The 20,097-nt window shown below is 45.0% G+C and carries 19 protein-coding genes; 9 read left to right on the top strand and 10 right to left on the bottom strand.

All coding sequences use genetic code 11. From position 1 onward, the window contains the following. Positions 1-123: 123 nt before the first annotated feature. The 4 genes from N6H06_RS03395 to N6H06_RS03380 all read right to left on the bottom strand — a co-directional run bounded on the left by N6H06_RS03395 (position 124) and on the right by N6H06_RS03380 (position 4,608). Positions 124-2,040: an ABC transporter permease gene (locus tag N6H06_RS03395; RefSeq protein WP_263705639.1), complete on the bottom strand. Its 1,917-nt coding sequence runs from the start codon at positions 2,038-2,040 to the stop codon at positions 124-126. Then, on the bottom strand, positions 2,037-2,792 hold the full coding sequence (locus N6H06_RS03390; RefSeq protein ID WP_263705638.1) for an ABC transporter ATP-binding protein: 756 nt from the start codon (positions 2,790-2,792) through the stop codon (positions 2,037-2,039). The genes N6H06_RS03395 and N6H06_RS03390 overlap by 4 nt, the downstream gene beginning before the upstream one ends. A gap of 166 nt (positions 2,793-2,958) precedes the next feature. Further along, positions 2,959-3,081 (bottom strand): hypothetical protein, encoded by a 123-nt coding sequence (locus N6H06_RS03385; protein ID WP_263705637.1) that lies wholly within the window; start codon positions 3,079-3,081, stop codon positions 2,959-2,961. Between the two features lie 90 nt (positions 3,082-3,171). Further along, complete coding sequence (locus N6H06_RS03380) at positions 3,172-4,608, bottom strand: alpha/beta hydrolase (RefSeq protein ID WP_263705636.1); 1,437 nt, start codon at positions 4,606-4,608, stop codon at positions 3,172-3,174. 200 nt (positions 4,609-4,808) lie between these two features. Between N6H06_RS03380 and N6H06_RS03375 the strand changes: the two genes are divergently transcribed. The 6 genes from N6H06_RS03375 to N6H06_RS03350 all read left to right on the top strand — a co-directional run bounded on the left by N6H06_RS03375 (position 4,809) and on the right by N6H06_RS03350 (position 11,058). Then, positions 4,809-5,162, top strand: a complete 354-nt coding sequence (locus N6H06_RS03375) for a VOC family protein (protein ID WP_212954374.1) — start codon at positions 4,809-4,811, stop codon at positions 5,160-5,162. 307 nt (positions 5,163-5,469) lie between these two features. Continuing rightward, positions 5,470-7,590: a BglG family transcription antiterminator gene (locus tag N6H06_RS03370; protein WP_263705635.1), complete on the top strand. Its 2,121-nt coding sequence runs from the start codon at positions 5,470-5,472 to the stop codon at positions 7,588-7,590. Next, on the top strand, positions 7,574-8,578 hold the full coding sequence (locus tag N6H06_RS03365; protein WP_263705634.1) for a 6-phosphofructokinase: 1,005 nt from the start codon (positions 7,574-7,576) through the stop codon (positions 8,576-8,578). Before N6H06_RS03370 ends, N6H06_RS03365 begins: the two co-directional genes overlap by 17 nt. A 2-nt stretch (positions 8,579-8,580) precedes the next feature. Further along, positions 8,581-8,880 carry a PTS sugar transporter subunit IIB gene (locus tag N6H06_RS03360; protein ID WP_062745618.1) on the top strand — a complete coding sequence of 100 codons (300 nt, stop codon included), beginning with the start codon at positions 8,581-8,583 and terminating at the stop codon, positions 8,878-8,880. Positions 8,881-8,919: 39 nt separating this feature from the next. Then, entirely contained in the window at positions 8,920-10,185 is a 1,266-nt protein-coding gene (locus N6H06_RS03355; protein WP_062745616.1) for a PTS sugar transporter subunit IIC, read from the top strand. A gap of 18 nt (positions 10,186-10,203) precedes the next feature. After that, positions 10,204-11,058, top strand: coding sequence for a class II fructose-bisphosphate aldolase (locus tag N6H06_RS03350; RefSeq protein ID WP_263705633.1), 855 nt, complete (start codon positions 10,204-10,206; stop codon positions 11,056-11,058). Positions 11,059-11,129: 71 nt separating this feature from the next. Here the strand turns inward: N6H06_RS03350 and N6H06_RS03345 are convergent, their stop codons facing one another. After that, a complete protein-coding gene (locus N6H06_RS03345) occupies positions 11,130-11,681 on the bottom strand; it encodes a DJ-1/PfpI family protein (RefSeq protein ID WP_062745613.1) in 552 nt (183 codons plus the stop codon). 380 nt (positions 11,682-12,061) lie between these two features. Here N6H06_RS03345 and gsiB point away from each other — a divergent pair, with 380 nt between their 5' ends. After that, positions 12,062-12,463 (top strand): glucose starvation-inducible protein GsiB, encoded by a 402-nt coding sequence (gsiB, locus tag N6H06_RS03340; protein ID WP_062745611.1) that lies wholly within the window; start codon positions 12,062-12,064, stop codon positions 12,461-12,463. Between the two features lie 140 nt (positions 12,464-12,603). On the opposite strand, the gene erm is transcribed toward gsiB, so the two are convergent. The 3 genes from erm to N6H06_RS03325 all read right to left on the bottom strand — a co-directional run bounded on the left by erm (position 12,604) and on the right by N6H06_RS03325 (position 14,702). Continuing rightward, positions 12,604-13,449, bottom strand: a complete 846-nt coding sequence (gene erm / locus N6H06_RS03335) for a 23S ribosomal RNA methyltransferase Erm (RefSeq protein WP_212954377.1) — start codon at positions 13,447-13,449, stop codon at positions 12,604-12,606. 477 nt (positions 13,450-13,926) lie between these two features. Beyond that, positions 13,927-14,277, bottom strand: coding sequence for a DUF4260 domain-containing protein (locus tag N6H06_RS03330; protein WP_212954378.1), 351 nt, complete (start codon positions 14,275-14,277; stop codon positions 13,927-13,929). Next, positions 14,274-14,702, bottom strand: coding sequence for a MerR family transcriptional regulator (locus tag N6H06_RS03325; protein ID WP_212954379.1), 429 nt, complete (start codon positions 14,700-14,702; stop codon positions 14,274-14,276). Before N6H06_RS03325 ends, N6H06_RS03330 begins: the two co-directional genes overlap by 4 nt. 296 nt (positions 14,703-14,998) lie before the next feature. On the opposite strand from N6H06_RS03325, the gene N6H06_RS03320 reads away from it, so the two are divergent. Continuing rightward, positions 14,999-16,048, top strand: coding sequence for an ATP-grasp domain-containing protein (locus tag N6H06_RS03320; RefSeq protein ID WP_263705632.1), 1,050 nt, complete (start codon positions 14,999-15,001; stop codon positions 16,046-16,048). 38 nt (positions 16,049-16,086) lie between these two features. Then, positions 16,087-17,169: a M20 family metallopeptidase gene (locus N6H06_RS03315; protein ID WP_212954380.1), complete on the top strand. Its 1,083-nt coding sequence runs from the start codon at positions 16,087-16,089 to the stop codon at positions 17,167-17,169. Between the two features lie 41 nt (positions 17,170-17,210). Here N6H06_RS03315 and N6H06_RS03310 read toward each other — a convergent pair whose 3' ends face one another. Both N6H06_RS03310 and N6H06_RS03305 read right to left on the bottom strand, forming a co-directional pair. Continuing rightward, entirely contained in the window at positions 17,211-17,738 is a 528-nt protein-coding gene (locus tag N6H06_RS03310) for a DinB family protein (protein ID WP_062745601.1), read from the bottom strand. 301 nt (positions 17,739-18,039) lie between these two features. Next, positions 18,040-20,088, bottom strand: coding sequence for a beta-galactosidase (locus N6H06_RS03305; protein WP_062745599.1), 2,049 nt, complete (start codon positions 20,086-20,088; stop codon positions 18,040-18,042). Between the last annotated feature and the right edge of the window lie 9 nt (positions 20,089-20,097).

The following is a 20,097-nucleotide window of genomic DNA, read 5'->3' as shown; positions in this document are numbered from 1 at the left end:
TGTATTTAAACTAGCTCTTCAAAACGGTTGTGTCGATTGGAGTGACAAAGCTCTTTTCGACACTGAAAATAGAGGAAAAAGCGAGCATTCTACAAAAAAGCCCGCTTTTCCATTTCGTGATCGCTACAGCGCCTCCTTTATCACTTTTTTCGTATGCCACACAGACAGCAAAGCAAAGATCGAATAGAGTGCTGTATAGACAGCCATGACTAGCAGCATCGGCGTCCACAATTCACCGCCAAAAAAGAACCAGCCTGATTGTACGGCAAAATAGCTATGGGACAAGCCTAAAAGAAGTGGAATACCGAACGCAAATAATTGCTTAACATAGCTGCCTTTTTCCAACTGGCGACGGTTAAAGCCGAGCTTGCGTAAAATTGTATAATTGTGCTTTTCTTCTTCTGTTTCATCCACTTGCTTAAAATAGAGAATACAGCCTGACGTAATTAAAAACGTCAGCCCTAAGAAAGCGACAATGAACATGTATAAACCCATATGGGCTTTTTGGTTTGTCGCCATCGCCCATTGTGACTCGCTTTGTTCATGAAAATCCATTTCTTGATAAGCTGTATTCGCCTCAACTACTGCTGATTCTTCTACAATCTCAATGCCATAAGATTTCTCTGCTTCTTGTTGCTTTTTCAGTGAAGCAAACGTTTCTTCATTGACAACAACAGTCGGCATTCCGCTGCTTGGGTAGAAATAAGGGATAACAAATTCTTTCTTTAAGCCTCGATATTGTTGGCTTATTGTCTCTTCCCCAAGTTCGATCACAATGTCGCCCTCATCTTTAAACGTGACAAACCGCTGTAGCAAGTCGTTGTAGCCAGTTAATACTGCTTCGTCAGTGGCGACATGGACATCTGTCATATAGGCAGCGCTTGTGATCGCCATTTCTTCCACTGTCCCGGTCATCATTTCCGTTGACGAAGTGATAATTTCGTCTATTTTGACATTCCCTTGTATAAATTCAGTTGTACTTTCTTTATAGTCAACCCTCATTTGATCGAGTTTCATTTTAAACGCTTCTGCATCATCGCCGCTCACAAAAGCAAAGTCAGTCGGCACCCATTGTTGTGCAGATTTTTCTGCTGAATAATAGGTAATATAACTTAATGACAGCAGCCCAATCGCTAGCGCCGACACAGTCGTAATCACAGTCAGCAACACGGCGTTTGATTTCATTCGAAACATGAGCGACGACAAGGACATCACTTCGCGAATGTTCAAATAGCCATCCTTTTTGCGGCGAATCACTTTCGCAACAAAGCTGACCGTTCCTTTATAGAACAACAATGTGCCGATAATGCAGGCGGCCAAAATCGTCGTCATCGCAAGAAACAATTCATTCTGTGTCACGAATTGCCCTGCAAACAATTTAGAAGATAGCCAGTAGCCAAATCCAATCAATACAATGCCGAGTACGCCAACCGCGATCTCGGCCGCACTAAAACCTTTTGTGATCGTTTCTGTTTTTGCTTTGATTTGAAACAAGGACAAAATCGTTTGCTTGCGGATATAGACATACGTGAATGCCATCATTAGAACGTAAATAGCCGCAAAGACGAGCAGCGTCTGGATGAGGGCAGGACCTGAGAAATGCAGTTTCGCAGCTGTTTCGACGCCGATAATGCTGTACAGGCTTACCATTGCCAGCTTTGACAAATAAAAGCCAATGACAATGCCGACAGCTAACGCGCCAAAGTAAACGAGCACGTTTTCCCCTGATAGCACCAAAAAAACCCGGCCTTTCCGCATGCCAACCAACTGAAATAAACCGATTTCCTTGCTTCTCCTTTTTAAAAACAAACGATTGGCGTAGAGCAAAAAGATCGCTATGATCGCGATAAGCAAGACCGATGCGGTCCGAATGGCAGCAGCGCCTTTTACTGATGCAGCCGCCTCGTCAAGAGCCGGATCATATTGCAACGTGACAAAGGCAAAATAGAGTGCCGCACTAAAGGTTAATGAGAAAATGTACAATCCGTACGTTTTGCTGTTTTTCCGCAAATTGCGCATGATCAGTTGGCCTGTATTCATGCCTTGATCCCCCCAAGAATGGCTTGGGTTTTCATGATTTCTTCGTAATGGGCTTCTCTCGTTCGGCCTTGCTGCATGACTTCTGTATGCATTTGCCCATCCTTAATAAAGACGACACGGCTGCTAAAACTGGCTGCTGCCGCATCATGCGTCACCATTAGAATCGTTGCTTGGTGTTTTTGATTAAATTCAGTAAGTTTATTAAGCAAGTCCGTTGCCGATTTAGAATCGAGCGCCCCCGTCGGTTCATCGGCAAAAATCATACTTGGTTGGTGAATAAATGCCCGGGCTGCTGAAGTCCGTTGTTTCTGACCGCCAGACAGCTCATTCGGGTACTTGTCTTTTAATTCGTAAATGCCTAATTCTGTCGCAACAGACCGAAACGCTTCGTCTGCTTCTTTTTTGCCCACTCCCATAACCGACAATGGCAACAGGATATTCTCTTTGACGGTAAGCGTCTCAAGCAAATGGTATTCTTGGAAAACAAACCCTAAGTGCCGTTGGCGAAACCAAGCAAGCTCACGCTCTTTCATATTGGTTATGTCTTTCCCATCTATAATGATCGTTCCGCTTGTCACTTGGTCAATCGACGACAGTACATTCAAAAACGTTGTCTTTCCTGAGCCCGATGCCCCCATAATGCTAACAAACTCGCCCTTTTCAATCGTTAGGTCAAGTCCTCTTAACACTTCCTGCTTATTCCATTTGTTTCCGTATTGTTTGCGAATATTTGTGGCTTCAAGTACAACCATGGATTGTTTCCTCCTTCTTATGTTACCTTCATTTTAATGAGGAAGCAGTACATTTGCCTTTGATTTAGATGACAAAGGAAATGGCGTACATGACAAAATTGTAAGAGTTAAAAAACTCCCGCCTTTTCGCTTCTTGCTTGCTGGTGATGCTGCCGCTCGTAACCGTCTACTTAATCGCCCAGCACTGAATGAGGAGCAACGGCAAATAGCCAGTTGAAAGAAACTCAACTGGCTTTGTAAGCACGAGGGAGACAATGTTAATTTTATGCCACATGGAACTAAAGAACATTCCTCCAGCTCCAAAGGCAATTAGCACCTCGCAAAATGCCTTCACGAATCCTATCTCAAAAATGTTTTAAAGTCTGTTCTCTCCCCTCTATCAAGGAGCAAACGGGGCCTCAAGGGCGATTTCCGGATGTTTTTTCGCTTGTTCCTGCAACAACCCTGTTGCTTTTCCTGCTAAAAACTCGTCAAAAAAGGCAATGCTCACGTCATTGATGAGATGATGCACTTCTTCAATATGTTCCCCTTTGTTTTCAAGCAACGGTGAAAACAAGTGAAAGTCTGTAAAACTCATATGGGATGTATGTGGAATCGTCATCGTATACCCGCCGCCATGGAGCGCCGTTTCCCGCCGTATTTGACTTTCATCCCAAAAGGCTTCATAGGACGCACGGGATTTGCCGGTTTGGGCCACAGCTTGGTCCAATGTTGCATCAAAAATAGCTCTATCAATGCTTTTCTCGCCATTCATTTGCAAGTAAGGCTTGTCAAATCCATCTGCCGGAGGCTCTTTTCCGTATAGCGTCCCATCCATATTTACAGCTACTTTTACTCTGGAGTCGCGGGCAAGCATTTGCGCAGCTGCTGCCCCGCCATAAGAGTGGCCAAACATCCCGATTTTTTCTAAATCGAGCCTGCCTTCAAAATAGCCGTCAGGGCCTGACCCATTCCATTTTTCAAGTTCGTCTAAAACAAAGGATACGTCCTTTACCCAAATGTCCATATGGGCATCCAACTGTTCGAATCCAGACAAGTGGTTTTCATTGAGCAACACACTTCGTCCGTCTGGATAGACTGTGGCAGCAGCATCAAAGGCGTGGTCAATGCCTACGACAATATAGCCATGGCTTGCCAACTCTTCAACCTGAAACGTATTTTGGTTACGAAAACCTGTCATGCCATGGGAGAAAACAATCACGGGATACGGATCAGCATTTTCGGAAACTTGGCTGCCTTCTATAGCGTAAGTATCCACATAACGAAGATGGCTTAACACCCAGGCAGGGATTGACAGTGCTTGTTCCAATCCTTTTGTAATCGGGCCAACGTCTTTCGTATAGGAAGCCCGTTTTCCCTGTTGGCTCTCGCTCGGATACCAAACTTGTACCATCAGTTCTCGCCCGCCTGCCACAGTAGGCGCGTCTTCTCTGTTTTCCTCTTTCAGATAAAATGTTTCTGTTCCAACGGGGTACATGCCAGTTGGCTTCTCAAATGAAAAGACAGGCAACAGCAAAGGGGTTGCCACCATCACCAGCCCATAGGCAGCCGCAAGCCCATACCCGCCCCAGCGCAAAAGACGGTTTTGCCCTCTGCCTTGTTTCCTAAACAACACTCCTATCGTCAACAAAAACGGCACCAAGTAGGCGAACGTCATTTGCCACCTTGGCCCTTCAACCATCACATGTAGCACTGCCACTATATAGAGGGCTGCTAATCCAACAACAATCATTTTCTGCTTCTTCGTTTTGCTGACAATGAACCATAAAAATACGGCAATGGCCAACACCACAAGAATCGATTCCAATAACCTCAAAATGCTAACCCTTTCCTATTTCTTTTAAATAAAGCACGCTTCTATCTTATCATATGAGTGAAATCGCTAGTAAACAGCGCTTTTTGGAAGACCGAGACGTCTCTTACTATCAAGAAAGCGGTTATTCTAATCAAAAGAGGGGTTTTCCTACCGTCCGTAGAACAAATAGGCATGTCTATTAAAGGAAAGGTGGCTTAGCAATGACACAAATTTTCCAACGGATTGACACCGTTTTTGTACCTACTCGCGATATCGATAAGGCGTTTAAATGGTATACCGACATTCTAGGCGGAGTTCCAGGTTGGAAAGGAGATGAAGGAGAGTACCAATCGGTTAAGTTTGGCGATACATCGATTACGTTATTTCTTACCGACGAGGACGTTTATTTTCAGCCAAGGCGCAGCGCCTTCAATTTCTATGTGGCCGATGCCGAAAGCGCGTATGAGCATTTAAAAAACAATGGCGTTCAAGTAGAAGAACTTAAAGAATATGGAGCCCGTTATTTTGCCTTCTATGATTTGGATGGCAATTGCTTGGAAGTGTGTGAGTATTAATGTGGGCGATCACTAGTAACAACTACTTATTTACTCAATCCGGACAATAGAAGTATCCAAAATCACCCCCTCATGTGCATTTTGCTAGTTAAAACGGCTTTATCCCTATTCGGGAAAGCCGTTTTCTCATAAGCTTAAACCCTTCGCTTCCCTTCGCCTTCCTTTTCACGAACCAATCATCACTCTCAAATTTATATACCTTTTCGACCTCCTTAGCCGCCTACTTCTTTGCCGCTAAAAATGGAAGAACTTTAAGCTTCAAATTATGAAAGCGGTCACATATGATTAAGCCAAAGGAGGGTGGCGAATGAGACGCAAACATGCAGAAATCTTCCAAGAAATTGTTAGGCATAAGAGCTATGTGCCCGTTAAATCGCTTTCCGAAACATTCCAAGTCTCTGCGCGGACGATCCGTTATGCCCTTGAGGAAATCGATGATTATTTAAGGGATCATCACCAGCCTCTGCTTAAGCGGAATCGGAAAAAAGGCGTTTATTATGACTGCGATCAAGAGGTGCTACACAAGCTTCTTGGCTCTGACACACTCCACTTTCCCGATGCCGCAGACCGCGAAGCTTTTCTCGTATTTGCTTTCTTTTACGCCGAGGAGAAGGTGACGGTCCCTTCGATTTGCGAACACTTGCAAGTGAGTAAAAGCACAGTCGACAAAGACATTCAGCGGCTGCGGACAGAGCTGCTGGCCGACAATTTGCGATTAGACAGTTTGCCGAAAGAAGGATTCGCCGTTGTCGGATCCGAGTTCGCGAAGCGGCGTTGGCTTTTCCGGTTTTTAAAACGAGCCTGCCGTAATAGAGGCTTGGACATGTTCAAACAAAGCGAAGCAGCCACATTTTTTGAAGATTATTGCTGTAAATTGGTGGAAGCCACTGCGTTGGAACAGACTTTGGCATGGATTCGTTCAATAGAACTGAAAAAGAATGGCCGTTTTACGTACGAAACTCATTTAGAAATTGGCTTGTATGCATTGCTAGCGCTTAAGCGCATCAAAATGGGCTACTTATTGACGGACAAGGCAATGATCCCAGAACAACTGGACAAACAAGCATTTGCTCTTGCCCAAACATTTGATTTTCACAAACCATTATCCGATCTGAACACCGAAATTTACGTATTATCGCTATTTCTTTCGACTGCTAAAGAAGAGCAATTCTTATTCAAAATGGAAGGGAATTGGGGTCAAATCCAAGTCGCTGTCATGGACTTTGTGCACTCTATCACAAAACAAACAGGACTACCATTTATAAATGACCAAGAATATTTTTCAAACATTTACGCCCATATTCAGACAATGGCAAGACGGCTGAAAAACGAGCTGCCAATTGAAAACCCGATTGCCGATGTCATTGTCAAACAATACCCTGATTTATTTGCAGCATGCCGCTTGGCAGGAAACGAATTAGAACGAACGCTGCAATTAACGATTCCAATCGATGAAATTGCCTACTTGACCATGCATACTTGCGTCGCCTCTGAGAGACTGAAGCGGCAAACACTTGTGTACCGGACAGTGATTATTTGCGGACATGGCATTACCAATGCCCGTTTAATCGAGGAAAGCTTGTACACGCGCTTTTCTTCCATTGAAGTATTAGGTACATTATCCCGTTATGAAGTCGATGTCATCCAAAAATTGCAAGTTGACTTTGTCTTAACGACATTGCCCCTTTCCATCAAAGGCGTGCCTTGCTTGCAAGTGTCCCCGTTTTTTAAGGATGAGGACACAGCCTTAATCCAAACAACGATTGCACAAATCGCGAAATCGAAACAAAGGCAACGGCAGAAACATACAGCATCGAACGAAGACTTTTTCCGGTCGATCGTGGAAATTGCGAAAGCAAACAGCAAATCGTTCATGCTTAAACCGTTTATGGAAGAATTAACGTCTCTGTTTAAAAAACATCAGTTGCCAATTTACGAAGGAGTGATCCAGCCATTGTTAGCCGAGCTAATGAGCGAAGACCATATTGAACTAAACGTTCGCGCCACCAATTGGCAAGAAGCCATTTATGCGGCCGCTAAACCTTTAGAAAGAAGCGGCGCCATTACAAAAAATTACGCAGAAGCAATGATCGCCTCTGTGCAAGAATACGGGCCTTATATTGTCCTTGCTCCAGGGGTTGCGATTGCTCACGCCCGGCCAGAAGATGGCGTAAATGAGCTAAGTGTTAGTTTTATCCAGCTAGCAGAGCCCATTCCATTCGGCAATCCAGACAATGACCCGGTGTTTCTTGTAATTTGCTTGGCCGCTTCTGACAGTTTTTCACACTTAAAAGCGTTTCGTTCCATTGTGAAACTAATCAATGACGAACAACGGTTAGACGCAATAAAAGCTGCTACCTCTAAGCAAACGTTAACCAAAATCGTTCTTAACGAAGAAGGGGAGAAAGCCTATGTCGACGGCCCGTAACATTGCTTTAATAACAAGCGGCGGCGATGCACCAGGGATAAATGGTGCCATTGCGGCGATTGCCCAAACGCCGGGTGTTAACCTTTATTTCTATCATGGCGGATTTGACGGGATTATTGAGCAGGACCCTGTCGCCATATTACCAACGACAGCGAGGGGGGCTGTGCTTCAGGGAGAGTTGCTATGTCACTCTGGCCGCAGCACATCCATGCTCCATGAGGCGGGGCAAAAGCGTGTCCTCGAAAAACTAAAGCAAGACTGCATGGATGCCCTCATAGTATGCGGCGGCAACGGTTCGGCACAAGGGGCAAAAGCGTTAAGCGCTAGTTTGCCAGTTGCGGTTGTACCAATGACGATTGACAACGATATTGGTGGAAGTGAATACACGATTGGCCACGACACAGCCGTCAATGCAATTGCCGATTCGCTCCATCGGCTCCGCCAAACAGCAGCTAACTTGCCTGGACGGATTTTTATGGTCGAAACCTTCGGCGGGCGCTGCGGCCAACTTCCCCTTGCAGCTGCTGTTGCTGCTAGCGCAGACATCGTACTCCTTCCTGAATATGAGCTCAATATAGACGAGTTCATTACAGAAGTACAGACTCGCTCAGAACGAGGCAAAAGCGTCATCGTTGTCGTATCGGAAGGCATCTATTTGAACAAGCATTTTTCTGCAGGCGACCAGGGCGTGTCGTTTGCCCTTGCCCGAGCGCTTGAGTCATCAACAGGAAAGCGGGTGCGGCTCTCCATACTTGGCTATACACAACGAGCAGGTGACCCAACAAGCTATGACTGCCTGATGGCCAAGCAGATGGGCAAATGTGCAGTCGATGCGTTGCTTAACGGCGAAAAGGCAACTCTTGCAGCGTTAAAGGAAGGGCATGTCAAAGCTGTTCCCCTAACAGCAATCGACCAATCGCCGACTTTAGCAAAAGAGTTTATGCAACTAGCTTTTAATGAAAACCAACTGATCCAATTGGAGGGATAATCATGGCAAAAAAACTATCGATTTTAATGGTATGCGGGGCAGGACTTGGAAGCAGCTTTGCCTGTGAGATGGCGGTGGAATCCGTGCTCGAAAAACTTGGAGTAGAGGCAACATTGAACCATTGTGATATATCCTCTGCGAGCAGCCAACAGGCAGACATTTTAATTACTGGCCAAAACTTTGAATCGCAATTAAAACACTACCAAATTGAAGCGGACATTCTTTATTTAAAACGGCTTGTCGACCAAAAAGAAATTGAAGAAAAGCTTGTTCCCGTCCTAAAAGCAAAACAAGCCCTATAACGAAACAAACGAGACAATCATGAAAAGGGAGGAGCCCCAATGGAGATTTTGCACTTTTTAGTAAACGACATCTTATCACAAGCGCCAATTCTCGTCTCACTCATTGCTTGTATTGGCCTCATCGCCTTAAAAAAATCAATTGGCCAAATCGTGTCAGGCACAATGAAAACAATGCTCGGTTTTCTTGTCCTTTTAGCAGGTACACAAATTATTGTAGGCACTTTGCAGTTTCTAGGCGACGTCTTCCAAGAAGCGTTTGCGATGCGAGGCATCGTCACCGATGTAGGCGCTATTGCTGGCATCGCCCAGCAAACACTTGGCCGAGAAACGGCTTTGATTATGGTCTTAGCGTTTGCAGTCAACCTTTTAATCGCCCGCTTCACACCAATAAAATACATCTTCTTAACCGGGCAAGGCTCATTGTGGATGGCGACTGTTTGCTCCGTCGTCGGCTATATGGGCGGCCTCCGCGGCCTGGCGCTCATTCTACTCGGCGGCGTCATTGCTGGATCAATGGCTGTGCTTATGCCAGCGATCGCCCAACCGTTTGTTCGCAAAATTACAGGCTCAAATGACATTGCATTAGGCCACTATTGTACACTTGGCTATCTTGTCCAGGCAGGCACGGCAAAACTTGTCGGCAACAAAGAAAAGTCCACGGAAGACATCAACTTGCCAAAAAGCTTGGAATTTCTGCAAGATACGTATTTATCGATGATGGTTGTCATGATTCCTATTTACCTCATCCCTACTATTTTTGCAGGACCAGCCTTTATCGAAGCATACAGCGACGGGATGCACTATTTAGTCTTTGCGTTTATGCAAGCGATTCAATTTGTCGTTGGTGTTTACGTGCTTCTCGCTGGCGTCCGCCTCTTCCTTGGCGAAATTGTCCCAGCATTTAAAGGAATTGCAAAGCGAGTTGTCCCTAATTCTGTCCCAGCGCTAGACTGCCCTGTGTTGTTCCCATATGCGCCGAATGCCGTAATTGTTGGCTTTATTTTCACCACCATTGGCACCGTCATCGGCATGCTGTTTTTCCCGGTCATCGGTTTAGCCATGATTTTGCCGGGAATGCTGACCAACTTTTTCGCTGGCGGCACGGCTGGCATATTTGGCAATGCAATAGGCGGATTCCGCGGGGCAGCGATTGGCGGAATTGTCCACGGTCTATTTATTACATTGCTGCCAGCTCTTTTAATCCCTGTTCTCGGGTCGTTTGGCCTTGAAAATGTCACGTTTAGCGACTCCGACGTCATTACAATTGGGATTTTGCTTGGGTACGTTTTAGAATGGTTCAATTAAAAAAGGAGTGAAAATAGCATGTATGCAAATTTAAAAGAAACGCTTGCTTACGCGAAAGAACGAGGCATTGCCGTCGGCGCCTTTAACGCCCATTGTCTAGAAATGGTTCCAGCTATGCTCCATGCAGCGAGAGAAACGAACTTGCCGATTATTATCCAAACAACAGCAGGCACAGCCGATTATGTAGGCTATGACGTATTTGTCGCTGTCGTCAAATCTCTTGCCGAGCAACTTCCTGTACCGGTTACACTGCATCTTGACCATGCCACAGATTTTGCGAAAATCAAACAGGCAGTCGATGCAGGCTATTCCTCTGTGATGTTTGACGGTTCAGCACTTCCGATAGCAGAAAATATTGAAAAAACTGTAGAAGTTAGCACGTACGCCCATCCGCACAACGTCTCCGTCGAAGCAGAACTCGGCATAATCGGCGGCGCCGAAGACGGGGTCATGATCGATTCTGCGCAAGTAAGCTTCACTCAACCAGAAGAAGTCAACGAGTTTTTACAACACGCGACTGTTGACGCACTCGCTTTGTCTATTGGGACGACACACGGCCAATACAAATCAAAAGCCAATCTGCAGTTTGATTTGCTTGAGACGATCGCCAACAACCATGCACTCCCATTGGTCCTCCATGGCGGCACAGGCGTCAAGGATGAAGATATCCAAAAATGTGTAACGAGAGGCATTGTCAAGATCAACGTCGGCACAGAATTGTTAATCGCTTGGACACGCACAGCCAAACACCAATTTGCAGAAGCCGCTTTGACAGACTCATTGCGTAACCATTTAATTCCTTGCAATGAACAAATCAAACAAGTCATCAAAGCAAAAATGGCGGTATTCGCACTGGAGAAAGCTTCGGTTTAAAACGGGACTGCAAAAATAAGTAAAAGAAGAGGCCATCTTTGACAGATGGCCTCACTATTGGCGCGGTGACCTTACCGCGTCAGCTTAAGAAATTCGCGCATAAACTGTGGCAGATCATCCCAGGCGTGACCGGAGACGAGGTTGCCATCGACATAAACGCTCTCTTTGCGAAACTCGGCGCCTAGTGCTTTCACGTCTGGCTCGCAAGCGGTATACGCTGTTAGGGCTCTGCCTTTAAGGCGGTCGCCTGCAACTGCTGCTAGCACTTGTACAGCGTGACAAATAGCTCCTACTGGCTTCTTGTTATCAAGAAAATGATTGACAATTGCTGCTGTGTGCTCGTGGATACGAATATACTCTGGCGCCCGTCCCCCAGGAATGATTAAACCCGCGTATTCATCAGGCCGTACATCTTCAAAGGCAATGTGGCTGTCTAATTGATAGGACGGCTTCTCTACAAATGTCTCGTACCCTTCAACGAAATCATGGTTTACCGTATAGAGCTTTTTCACCGCAGGAGAGGCGATATCGACTTCAAATCCTTCTTCAAGAAAACGGTAATACGGATAAAACACTTCCAGCGCCTCTACAGCGTCCCCTGTCAAAATGAGCATTTTAGCCATTTGTTCACACACTCACTTTCGTTATTTTTTCATCCGTTTTTTGTCTTCCACATGCAAAACACGCCAAAACACGGCCATCCTCTTTAAAAGTGTCTTAGCGATTACCCTTTCGCGAAACAAGAAGCGATTTCCTTCCTAATGAGACAGGTTTACCGCAGAATGAATCGTTTGTTATGACGGTCAAAACAGCCAGCTATGTAGGATCCTACCATTCTTCTGCCCGATATTTAAACCTACAGACTTACACAAAACCCAAAAATATACAGAATTAGAAATGAAAGATATTTTACTAGGATAATTAGAGCAAAATGAAACCAAGGGGTTTTAATTGATTTCTATGAGGTATACAAATACCACACTACTTAAAGGAGGAATTAAAAATGGCACAAAATAATAACCGCAACAATAATGGAAACAACGGAAAAATGAGTGTTGAGGAAGCAGGAAGAAAAGGCGGAGAAACAACAAGCCGTAACCACGACAAAGAATTCTATCAAGAAATTGGCGAAAAAGGTGGAGAAGCCACTAGCCGCAACCATGACAAAGAATTCTACCAAGAAATTGGCGAAAAAGGCGGAGAAGCCACTAGCCGTAACCACGACAAAGAATTCTACCAAGAAATCGGTGAAAAAGGCGGTAAAACGACTAGCCAAAATCATGACAAAGAATTCTACCAAGAAATCGGCAAAAAAGGTGGACAAACCACTAGTCAAAACCACGACAAAGAATTCTACCAAGAAATTGGTCAAAAAGGCGGACAACGAAACAGCAACAACTCATAAGCGAATGGAAAAGAGAGGTGGCCGCCTCTCTTTTCGTGCTTAACCTGTTCCGTGCCCGTTGGTTCTTTCCTACTTATTGTAGCAAATCCCCGTAGTCAGCGTCTATATTTCCTCACCATTTTTTTCTTTAACATTCTCTCTTATCTCTTTCGCCTTGGCCAATACACTTTTGGAACATGCCGAACCATCGCGTCACAAACAATCGCCCACTGCCTGGCATGAAGCATGGCCACTGGCGTCTCAGGTTTGACGCCGATTGCCTGCCGCACTTTTTTTGCTTGAGGGGCGGTAAAAATTCCTCGTAATACCTGATCAAGGGGTGCTCTAGGGTTGTTTAGTGCGTACGATAAAAAGTCATGCATCGCTTTCGCCTCTTTATAAGGAAAAAGGGGATGCGGTTTGCGGACAATGCGGACAAGGGCAGAATCGACTTTCGGCGGCGGCGAAAATGCACTTCTGGAAATTCCCCTTTCGTAGTGGATGTCAAACCACATATGCCAAGCCATCACATAAGCGTCTTTCGGTGAAACGCTTGTAAACCGCTTTGCCGCTCCTTTCTCCATTACAATTGCCCCTCGTTGTAATTTGTTTTTTGGATTGTTTAACAGCATTTTCATGATCGCTGTTGTGATCGCATAAGGGATGTTGGAAACAACAACAAACGGTTCCGTTGGCAACGTCACCTTCATGATATCTTGATGGAGAATGGACACGTTTTTTGATCCAACTAGTTTCCATTGCAGCGCTTCAATACATTTTTGGTCATACTCGATGGCTAGAACCTGGTTTGCGCGTTCGCTTAAAATCGTCGTCAACGCGCCTTTCCCTGCCCCCAGCTCTAAAACCGTATCACGGACAGAGACTTCTGCTTTATCAACAATTTCCTTTAACAACCGTTTATTGTGCATAAAATGCTGACCGCTAAAATTGGGAGGTTCTCCACGGCTAAGTTTTTTCCCATTATACTTATTCATTTTTTTCGTCATGGCTACTCGCTCCTTTTTCATTTTTTTAACCCTACCTGCACAAAAAAAGCCGCAGACGAAAGCGTCTGCGGCTTAAAGTAAACGAGAACAAGAATACGCCCGAAGCGCATTTCACAAACAAACGTTTGCCAAAATACGCCTACAACGAACGTTTAGGCACACAAAAAAGAAAGGCAGAACGAGTCCCCTTTCTTCACATTTCACTATTGCATATTTGTTCTATGAAGAATTATTAAAAATGGGCAGACTGCTCCCGTTTACTCTGCAAGCAAGCAGAGCTTTGAACATATAAAATTACTTGTTCAAAACGAGAAAACGCAATCTTATTGAATACATATTTTTAACAATCCTCCAGGTATTTTGACTTCATTACTCGTTTACCATACATGAAAAAACTGAAAAAGTCAACGGAATTTTTGTCAGGGGAAGCAAGCTTTTGGCCATTCCCGAAGCACTCCTTTCACAACTTGTCTCCATTTAAAGTCTTTGTATGTGAGTGCTTTTAAACGACTTTGGATACTTCAATCCAAATCCAAATAGTCTATCCATAAATATATGAGCGATCCAAATGATAGAGATAAGTAGTAGATAATCGTTTGAGAAATAGAACGAAAAGAATGTTAACAGTAGCGGGAGAGTAAAACTGTGGCCGACATTATAAACGGTTGCCCCTATTTTTTCATTCAGTGCATAACCAATCATTGTCATATCAGGAACGAGAAGAAGGACAAAAAACAACCAAATTGGAAAGCCTAGCTGTATATAAATATAGAGAGAAATAGCAAAGGCCATTCCATTTTCAACACGGACGATTTGATTAACAGTCATGATATCCCCCTTTTTTGCATGCTTTCAAAAAACACGACGAGCAATTCTTCAATGATGGCTTTATTTTCTGCATATTTCTCTTTCTCTATTAGCTCTTTCAGTGTCTGCAATACTTTTAATGCGTGTTGGTAAAACTGAATTTTTTCCTCAAGGTCGCTAACTTTTTGCTCGAATAACGATGTGGTTGAAAGGTTACATTCTGTTGATATGGCTTTTCCTTTTAATATCAGCAGTTGTTGAATCTCTTTTATGGTAAAACCTAGCTGCTTCAACACAATGATAAGCTGTAGTTGTTTTTCACATTCTTCATCATATTCCCGATACCCATTTTCTCGTCTATTTGGTTTTAATAAGTTCTGTTTCTCATAATAACGAATCGTATCAGCTTGCATTTGATATTTGTCCGCAAAATCTTTGATTTGCATACGAACCACCTCCCCCTCCAGTACAACGATAACATTGGAGTAACGTCCAAGGTCAAGATTAAAACAAACTGTCACTATTTAAACCTTGACGAGCATCCTTCATAGATACGTCTCCTTTCGCTGAGTTACATCGAAAATGAATGAATCAACAACCTTGATAAACCCATTTATTTACAAAAATATAGTCTTAAAGGCATCGAAAATACTATGATCAAAGAATGAGTTGATCACAATATGATTTAAATATGAAATCCGGGGTATAAAACTTTCAAACGTTCAAGAAGGAGGCAATCGCCATGAATATATTACTGACATCAGGTGCTAGACGAATTGATTTTGTTGGCTTCTTTCAAGAGGCTTTAAAGAAAGCAAACATAGAAGGGAAAGTAATTGTCGCCGATCCAGAATACAACGCCCCTTCTTTACAAGCAGGAGACGAAAACTATGTCATTCCTCATCAAACAGACGAGCATTATATGGAAGCGATTCTTACCATTTGCCAAAAACACAACGTTGATTGCCTTGTGCCATTAAATGATTGGGAAGTGCCCAAAATAGCTGCACACAAAAAGGAACTTCAAGAACAGGGAGTCGCTGTTTTTGCCCCTGACCAATCCGTTGTGGACAGCGTCCGCGATAAAGGCAACTACCGGCAATTGCTAAGCCCTATTGGTGTGAAAGCACCAAAATCATACTGCTCGATCGCAACAGTAAAAGCTGCCCTCGCTAACAATCAGATAGCGTTTCCACTAATGATCAAGCCCCGCAACGGCTCTGCTTCAATTGGCGTGGAAACGGCACATAAAATCGAAGACATTGAACATGCATACCAACACGCCGTCAACACGGTAAAAGAGTCGCCGCTAGATGATGCGACCGCAAAAGAAGCAGAAAACAACATTTTAATCGAGGAAATTATCGAAGGTGATAAATACAGCCTGGACATATTCAATGATTTAGACGGCCGCTTCTGCGCGTCGTTTATCCGCAAACAACTGCAAATGAGAGGCGGTGATGTAGATCGGTGCATAACCGTCCATCAACCTGAGTTGGTTGAGATTGCCCGCAAAATGGGCGAGCATTTAGGTCATGCTGGATATATGAATGCCGATGTGTTTTTCAATGGCGACGATTACTACGTCATTGACATCAACCCTCGATTTGGCGGCGGTTATGCGTTTTCTCACCATGCTGGTGCAGATGTTCCATCCGCCATTATTGCTCTTACGGCAGGGAAGACTGTCAAAGAGGAGTGGCTAACGACACGGCCCAATCATGAACTTGCTCGCCATGACATCGTTGTCCCAATTGAGAAGACATTTTCTGAACTGCATCCAAGTCGGTGATCGAGTATCATACCATTTGCGAAGTTAGGAGGAAAAACATGGGGGACCCAATCCCGTTGCTAAAAGATTTAATTGGCATAGATAGTTCAACCAAAGCCGGAGTCAACAAAGCGATTGCTTTTTGCGAAAAGTGGCTGAGTGACAAAGGACTGCCAGTCGAACGGCTTGTTAACAACGGTTATTCTATGCTTGTCTCTAGCATTGGAAGCGGGAGCAACACCATTGTGCTTAATGGCCATATTGACGTGATTGAAGGCCGCCGATCCCAGTTTTCTCCATACACAAAGGAAGGAAAAATATATGGGCGCGGTTCGGCGGACATGAAAGCCGGTTTAGCCGCGATGATGGAAACAATGGCAGAGTTAAACGGCGTGCCTCTCCCTTGGCGCGTTCAACTTCAAATCGTCCCTGATGAAGAAACAGGAGGCCTTTACGGCACCAACTATTTAGTAGAACAAGGGCACAGAGGCGATTTCATCATCTGCGGCGAACCAACAAACATGGGAATCGCCATTCAGTCAAAGGGCGTCTTGCAGGTTGATATTCATATCAAGGGAGAGCCTGCACACGGCAGCCGTCCTTGGGAAGGCAATAACGCCATATTAAAAGCACATGCACTCTATGAAGCCATTCTTGAATTGCCGTTCGCCCAAGAGGTAGCGCCTCCCATGTTCAAAGAACCGTCCATTAACCTTGCTAAGTTACAGGGAGGCACTGTCTACAACAAAGTGCCTGACGTATGCGACATGTCACTGGACATCCGCTATTTGCCGGACCAATCGCCTAGCGAGATTTTGAGGCAGATTAAAGGAATCACGGACGGCGTCGTACGCACACATATTTGCAATAGCCCTGTTAAAACAAAAGCAGACAATCCATTTGTCAAAGCGCTCGCGGACTCGTTAGTGGCGCAAACACAATTGGAAAAGGCGACACTTTACGGGCAACATGGCTCCAACGACGGGCAATTTTTTACGAAGTACGGCGGAAATGCCGTTGAGTTTGGCCCTGTTGGTTATGACTGGCATGGCGACAATGAAATGGTGTATACAGACTCAGTCAGGCAATACCAAGCAGTCTTGATTGATTTCTTGAAAAACGGTCAATCTTACTTCACGTAAGCGTATGTCTAAAGGTTAAGCAAGCAGCGCAACGCTGCTTGCTACTTTCTGTTTAAGATACCTAAATACGCATGCCAAGGCCCTACATCATCCCTGTATCGTTCCGCCATAACGCGCGCTATTTGGGCAATATGCGTAAAATCATGAACGACCCACGTCGACAGCAACTCTCTTGCTTTAACGCGCCCAAATGCAGGATGAAAACCTGTCTTTTCATAATCGAAACCGTCGCCAATCCACGTTTTCAATGTGTGCACATTGTTCAGCCGCACGTTTTTAAAATCGGCTAACGCTTGCGCTACTGAACGATTATCCCCACTACGCAAGTGAGAAAAACGATCAAATTCAGGGAACGGCTTGCTCTCCCCTTCACGAATGATAAAAGCCAGTCTTGGCAGCCAATTATGCTTTTCCGCCTCAATAAGATGCTCTACTACTTCTATCGCATTCCATGTACCTTCCCCCTCATCGAAGTGCAGCCAACCATCTGACAAACCCGACAGATAATGAGCAAGTGTGTCCGGCGTGCGTTCAAGTATCTCGATCGCCTCTTCGACTTTAACATTCAAACTGATCCCCCCATTTAGTCCATTGTGGACCAGAATTTGTGACTGGCAAAACAGTGGTTTACATTTACGAGAGAGGCCATTTCTAAGTTTCGTTAATACCCCTCCTTTTCTTTTACAAACTATCCAACGTGAGCACGTGAATGGGATGGCATAAAAAAACTGTTGATCCGCCTAAAGCAGAGGTCAATCGCTTGCAAGTAGCCGACTTAACCTCCAGCCTTGACTGAAAAACAGCCTATATTCATGCGGGAAATTATTTGCAACAAACCAAATTCGCGAATGAGTCTCCTCTCTTTTACAATTAGATGGCTTCCACCACGACTTCCCACCCATATGGGCGAAGCGTGACTTGATCGATCGTTTCCCCTTGGATCGTCTTCTTTTCTCCATTTAGTGTGAGACGCTTTTCGCCTTCGCTAAAGTTCATGAAAAACGTATACGCATATTCGCCGTTCGTCCTTGTTTGCACACTTACCCCTGTCGGAATAGAAGCTGCGACAGAAGACGCAAGCCCGTGTTCGTTAATGAGCAGCTCGTAAAAAGCATCGTAGAAGCGTTGTTCGTTAGCCGACGCCATATAATAAGCAGTTCCCTTGCCTAGTCGGTTTTTCGTGACTGCTGGTGTTGGCGAGCTGTCGCCTTGAAAGGCAGCGATCGTTTCAGCGCCTTTTAAATGAATTCGTTCAATAAATGAATGGGCCTCGTACGTATCGCCATTCCACGTGAACGGTACGGTTTCATGTTTGTACAAACTGTCAATTTCTTCAGCCCAAACGCCAAGCACTGGCTTTAATGGGCCAGGGAAACCACCAAGGAAACATAGATCGGTTTCATCTACAATGCCGCTCCAGTACGTGGCAATAAACGTACCGCCATTTTTGACATATGCTTCGATTCGCTCAGCCACTCCCGGTTTGAGCATATAGAGCATCGGGGCAACGACCATTTTGTAAGTGGAAATGTCATCGTTCATTGAGACGACATCGACTGGGACACCTTGTTTCCAAAAGCTTCGATAATGGCTCTGAACTTGGGTCGCATACCCTTTATCGATATTGTTCGTTGCTTGGGCATCATCAATCGCCCATTGGTTTTCCCAGTCATAAATGATTGCGACATCCGCTTCTACGGTCGAACCAGCAACAGGAGCCAACTGTTCGAGCGTTCGTCCCAGATGAGCGACTTCTTGAAAAACGCGTGTATGTTCATGGCCGACATGGTCTACGACGGCGCCATGAAATTTTTCAGAAGAGCCTCTGCTTTTTCGCCATTGGAAGTAGAGAATCGCATCTGCTCCGTGGGCAACGGCTTGCAATGATGATAACTCATGCATGCCTGGCTTCTTGGCGCGGTTCACATCATGCCAGTTAACAAGGCTTGGTGTGCTTTCCATTAACAAAAATGGCTGCCCGCCTTTTAAAGAGCGGTAGAGATCATGGACAAAGGCGACGTCTGCTGCCAGTGCTTCCGTCGATTGCTTTTCTCCATGCCAGGCCGGATAACTGTCCCAGCTAATCACATCTAATTCATCAGCAAATTTTTGGTAATTTAGCCCAAGAAACGGCCGCATATGGGGGTAATTGCCCATAAAATTCGTTGTGATGTTGATTTCAGGCGTCAACTCGCGGATCGGCTCAATTTCATTTCGATAAAAGTCAATCGTCTGGTCAGTAACAAATCGCTTCCAGTCTAAATTATGGCCGTGGATCATCGATTCCCCATGGGGAGCAGGCGACTCGATTTGTTCCCAGTCTGTATACGTATGGCTCCAAAAACCAGTCCACCAAGCTTCGTTTAATTTAGCCAAGCTATTGTCGTAACGGCGCTTTAGCCAGGAGCGAAAAGCATCTTGGCAATAGTCACAATGGCAAGCGCCGCCATACTCATTCGAAATATGCCACATTTTCAAAGCCGGATGGCCTTTGTAGCGCTCCGCTAATTTGCGGTTTATTTGCTTAACTTTCTGGCGGTACACAGGGGAAGTGAAACAGTGGTTGTGGCGCTGTCCATGTAAATTCCGCCGTCTGTCCGCTTCGACACGGAGCACTTCCGGATAGGCTTTAGAAAGCCATGCAGGCCTTGCTCCACTTGGCGTAGCCAGGATCGCATGGTAACCATTTTCGGCAAGACGGTCCATAATGTCATCTAGCCATGCAAACGTATAGACTCCTTCCTCTGGCTCAATCGCACTCCAGCCAAAAATATTAATCGAAAACGTGTTGCAATGAGCGAGGGGCATTAAACGGAAATCTTCATCAATGATTTCTGGCATGTGCAGCCATTGATCAGGATTATAATCGCCGCCATGCATCATCCCTTCCACTGATGGGTGTACTGGTGGATACTTCATTCTCCTACT

This window comes from Shouchella tritolerans, assembly GCF_025770735.1.
GTDB lineage: Bacteria > Bacillota > Bacilli > Bacillales > Bacillaceae_D > Shouchella > Shouchella tritolerans.
The sequence above is the reverse complement of the archived record's forward strand: the minus strand, read 5'-3'. Positions and strand labels throughout refer to the sequence as shown.

Bases quoted from the DNA above. Each gene is read 5' to 3' on its own strand.
- N6H06_RS03395 (WP_263705639.1), bottom strand. From the start codon at position 2,040: ATGAATACAGGCCAACTGATCATGCGCAATTTGCGGAAAAACAGCAAA.
- N6H06_RS03390 (WP_263705638.1), bottom strand. From the start codon at position 2,792: ATGGTTGTACTTGAAGCCACAAATATTCGCAAACAATACGGAAACAAA.
- N6H06_RS03385 (WP_263705637.1), bottom strand. From the start codon at position 3,081: ATGTTCTTTAGTTCCATGTGGCATAAAATTAACATTGTCTCCCTCGTG.
- N6H06_RS03375 (WP_212954374.1), top strand. From the start codon at position 4,809: ATGACACAAATTTTCCAACGGATTGACACCGTTTTTGTACCTACTCGC.
- N6H06_RS03370 (WP_263705635.1), top strand. From the start codon at position 5,470: ATGAGACGCAAACATGCAGAAATCTTCCAAGAAATTGTTAGGCATAAG.
- N6H06_RS03365 (WP_263705634.1), top strand. From the start codon at position 7,574: ATGTCGACGGCCCGTAACATTGCTTTAATAACAAGCGGCGGCGATGCA.
- N6H06_RS03360 (WP_062745618.1), top strand. From the start codon at position 8,581: ATGGCAAAAAAACTATCGATTTTAATGGTATGCGGGGCAGGACTTGGA.
- N6H06_RS03355 (WP_062745616.1), top strand. From the start codon at position 8,920: ATGGAGATTTTGCACTTTTTAGTAAACGACATCTTATCACAAGCGCCA.
- N6H06_RS03350 (WP_263705633.1), top strand. From the start codon at position 10,204: ATGTATGCAAATTTAAAAGAAACGCTTGCTTACGCGAAAGAACGAGGC.
- N6H06_RS03345 (WP_062745613.1), bottom strand. From the start codon at position 11,681: ATGGCTAAAATGCTCATTTTGACAGGGGACGCTGTAGAGGCGCTGGAA.
- gsiB (WP_062745611.1), top strand. From the start codon at position 12,062: ATGGCACAAAATAATAACCGCAACAATAATGGAAACAACGGAAAAATG.
- erm (WP_212954377.1), bottom strand. From the start codon at position 13,449: ATGACGAAAAAAATGAATAAGTATAATGGGAAAAAACTTAGCCGTGGA.
- N6H06_RS03330 (WP_212954378.1), bottom strand. From the start codon at position 14,277: ATGACTGTTAATCAAATCGTCCGTGTTGAAAATGGAATGGCCTTTGCT.
- N6H06_RS03325 (WP_212954379.1), bottom strand. From the start codon at position 14,702: ATGCAAATCAAAGATTTTGCGGACAAATATCAAATGCAAGCTGATACG.
- N6H06_RS03320 (WP_263705632.1), top strand. From the start codon at position 14,999: ATGAATATATTACTGACATCAGGTGCTAGACGAATTGATTTTGTTGGC.
- N6H06_RS03315 (WP_212954380.1), top strand. From the start codon at position 16,087: ATGGGGGACCCAATCCCGTTGCTAAAAGATTTAATTGGCATAGATAGT.
- N6H06_RS03305 (WP_062745599.1), bottom strand. From the start codon at position 20,088: ATGAAGTATCCACCAGTACACCCATCAGTGGAAGGGATGATGCATGGC.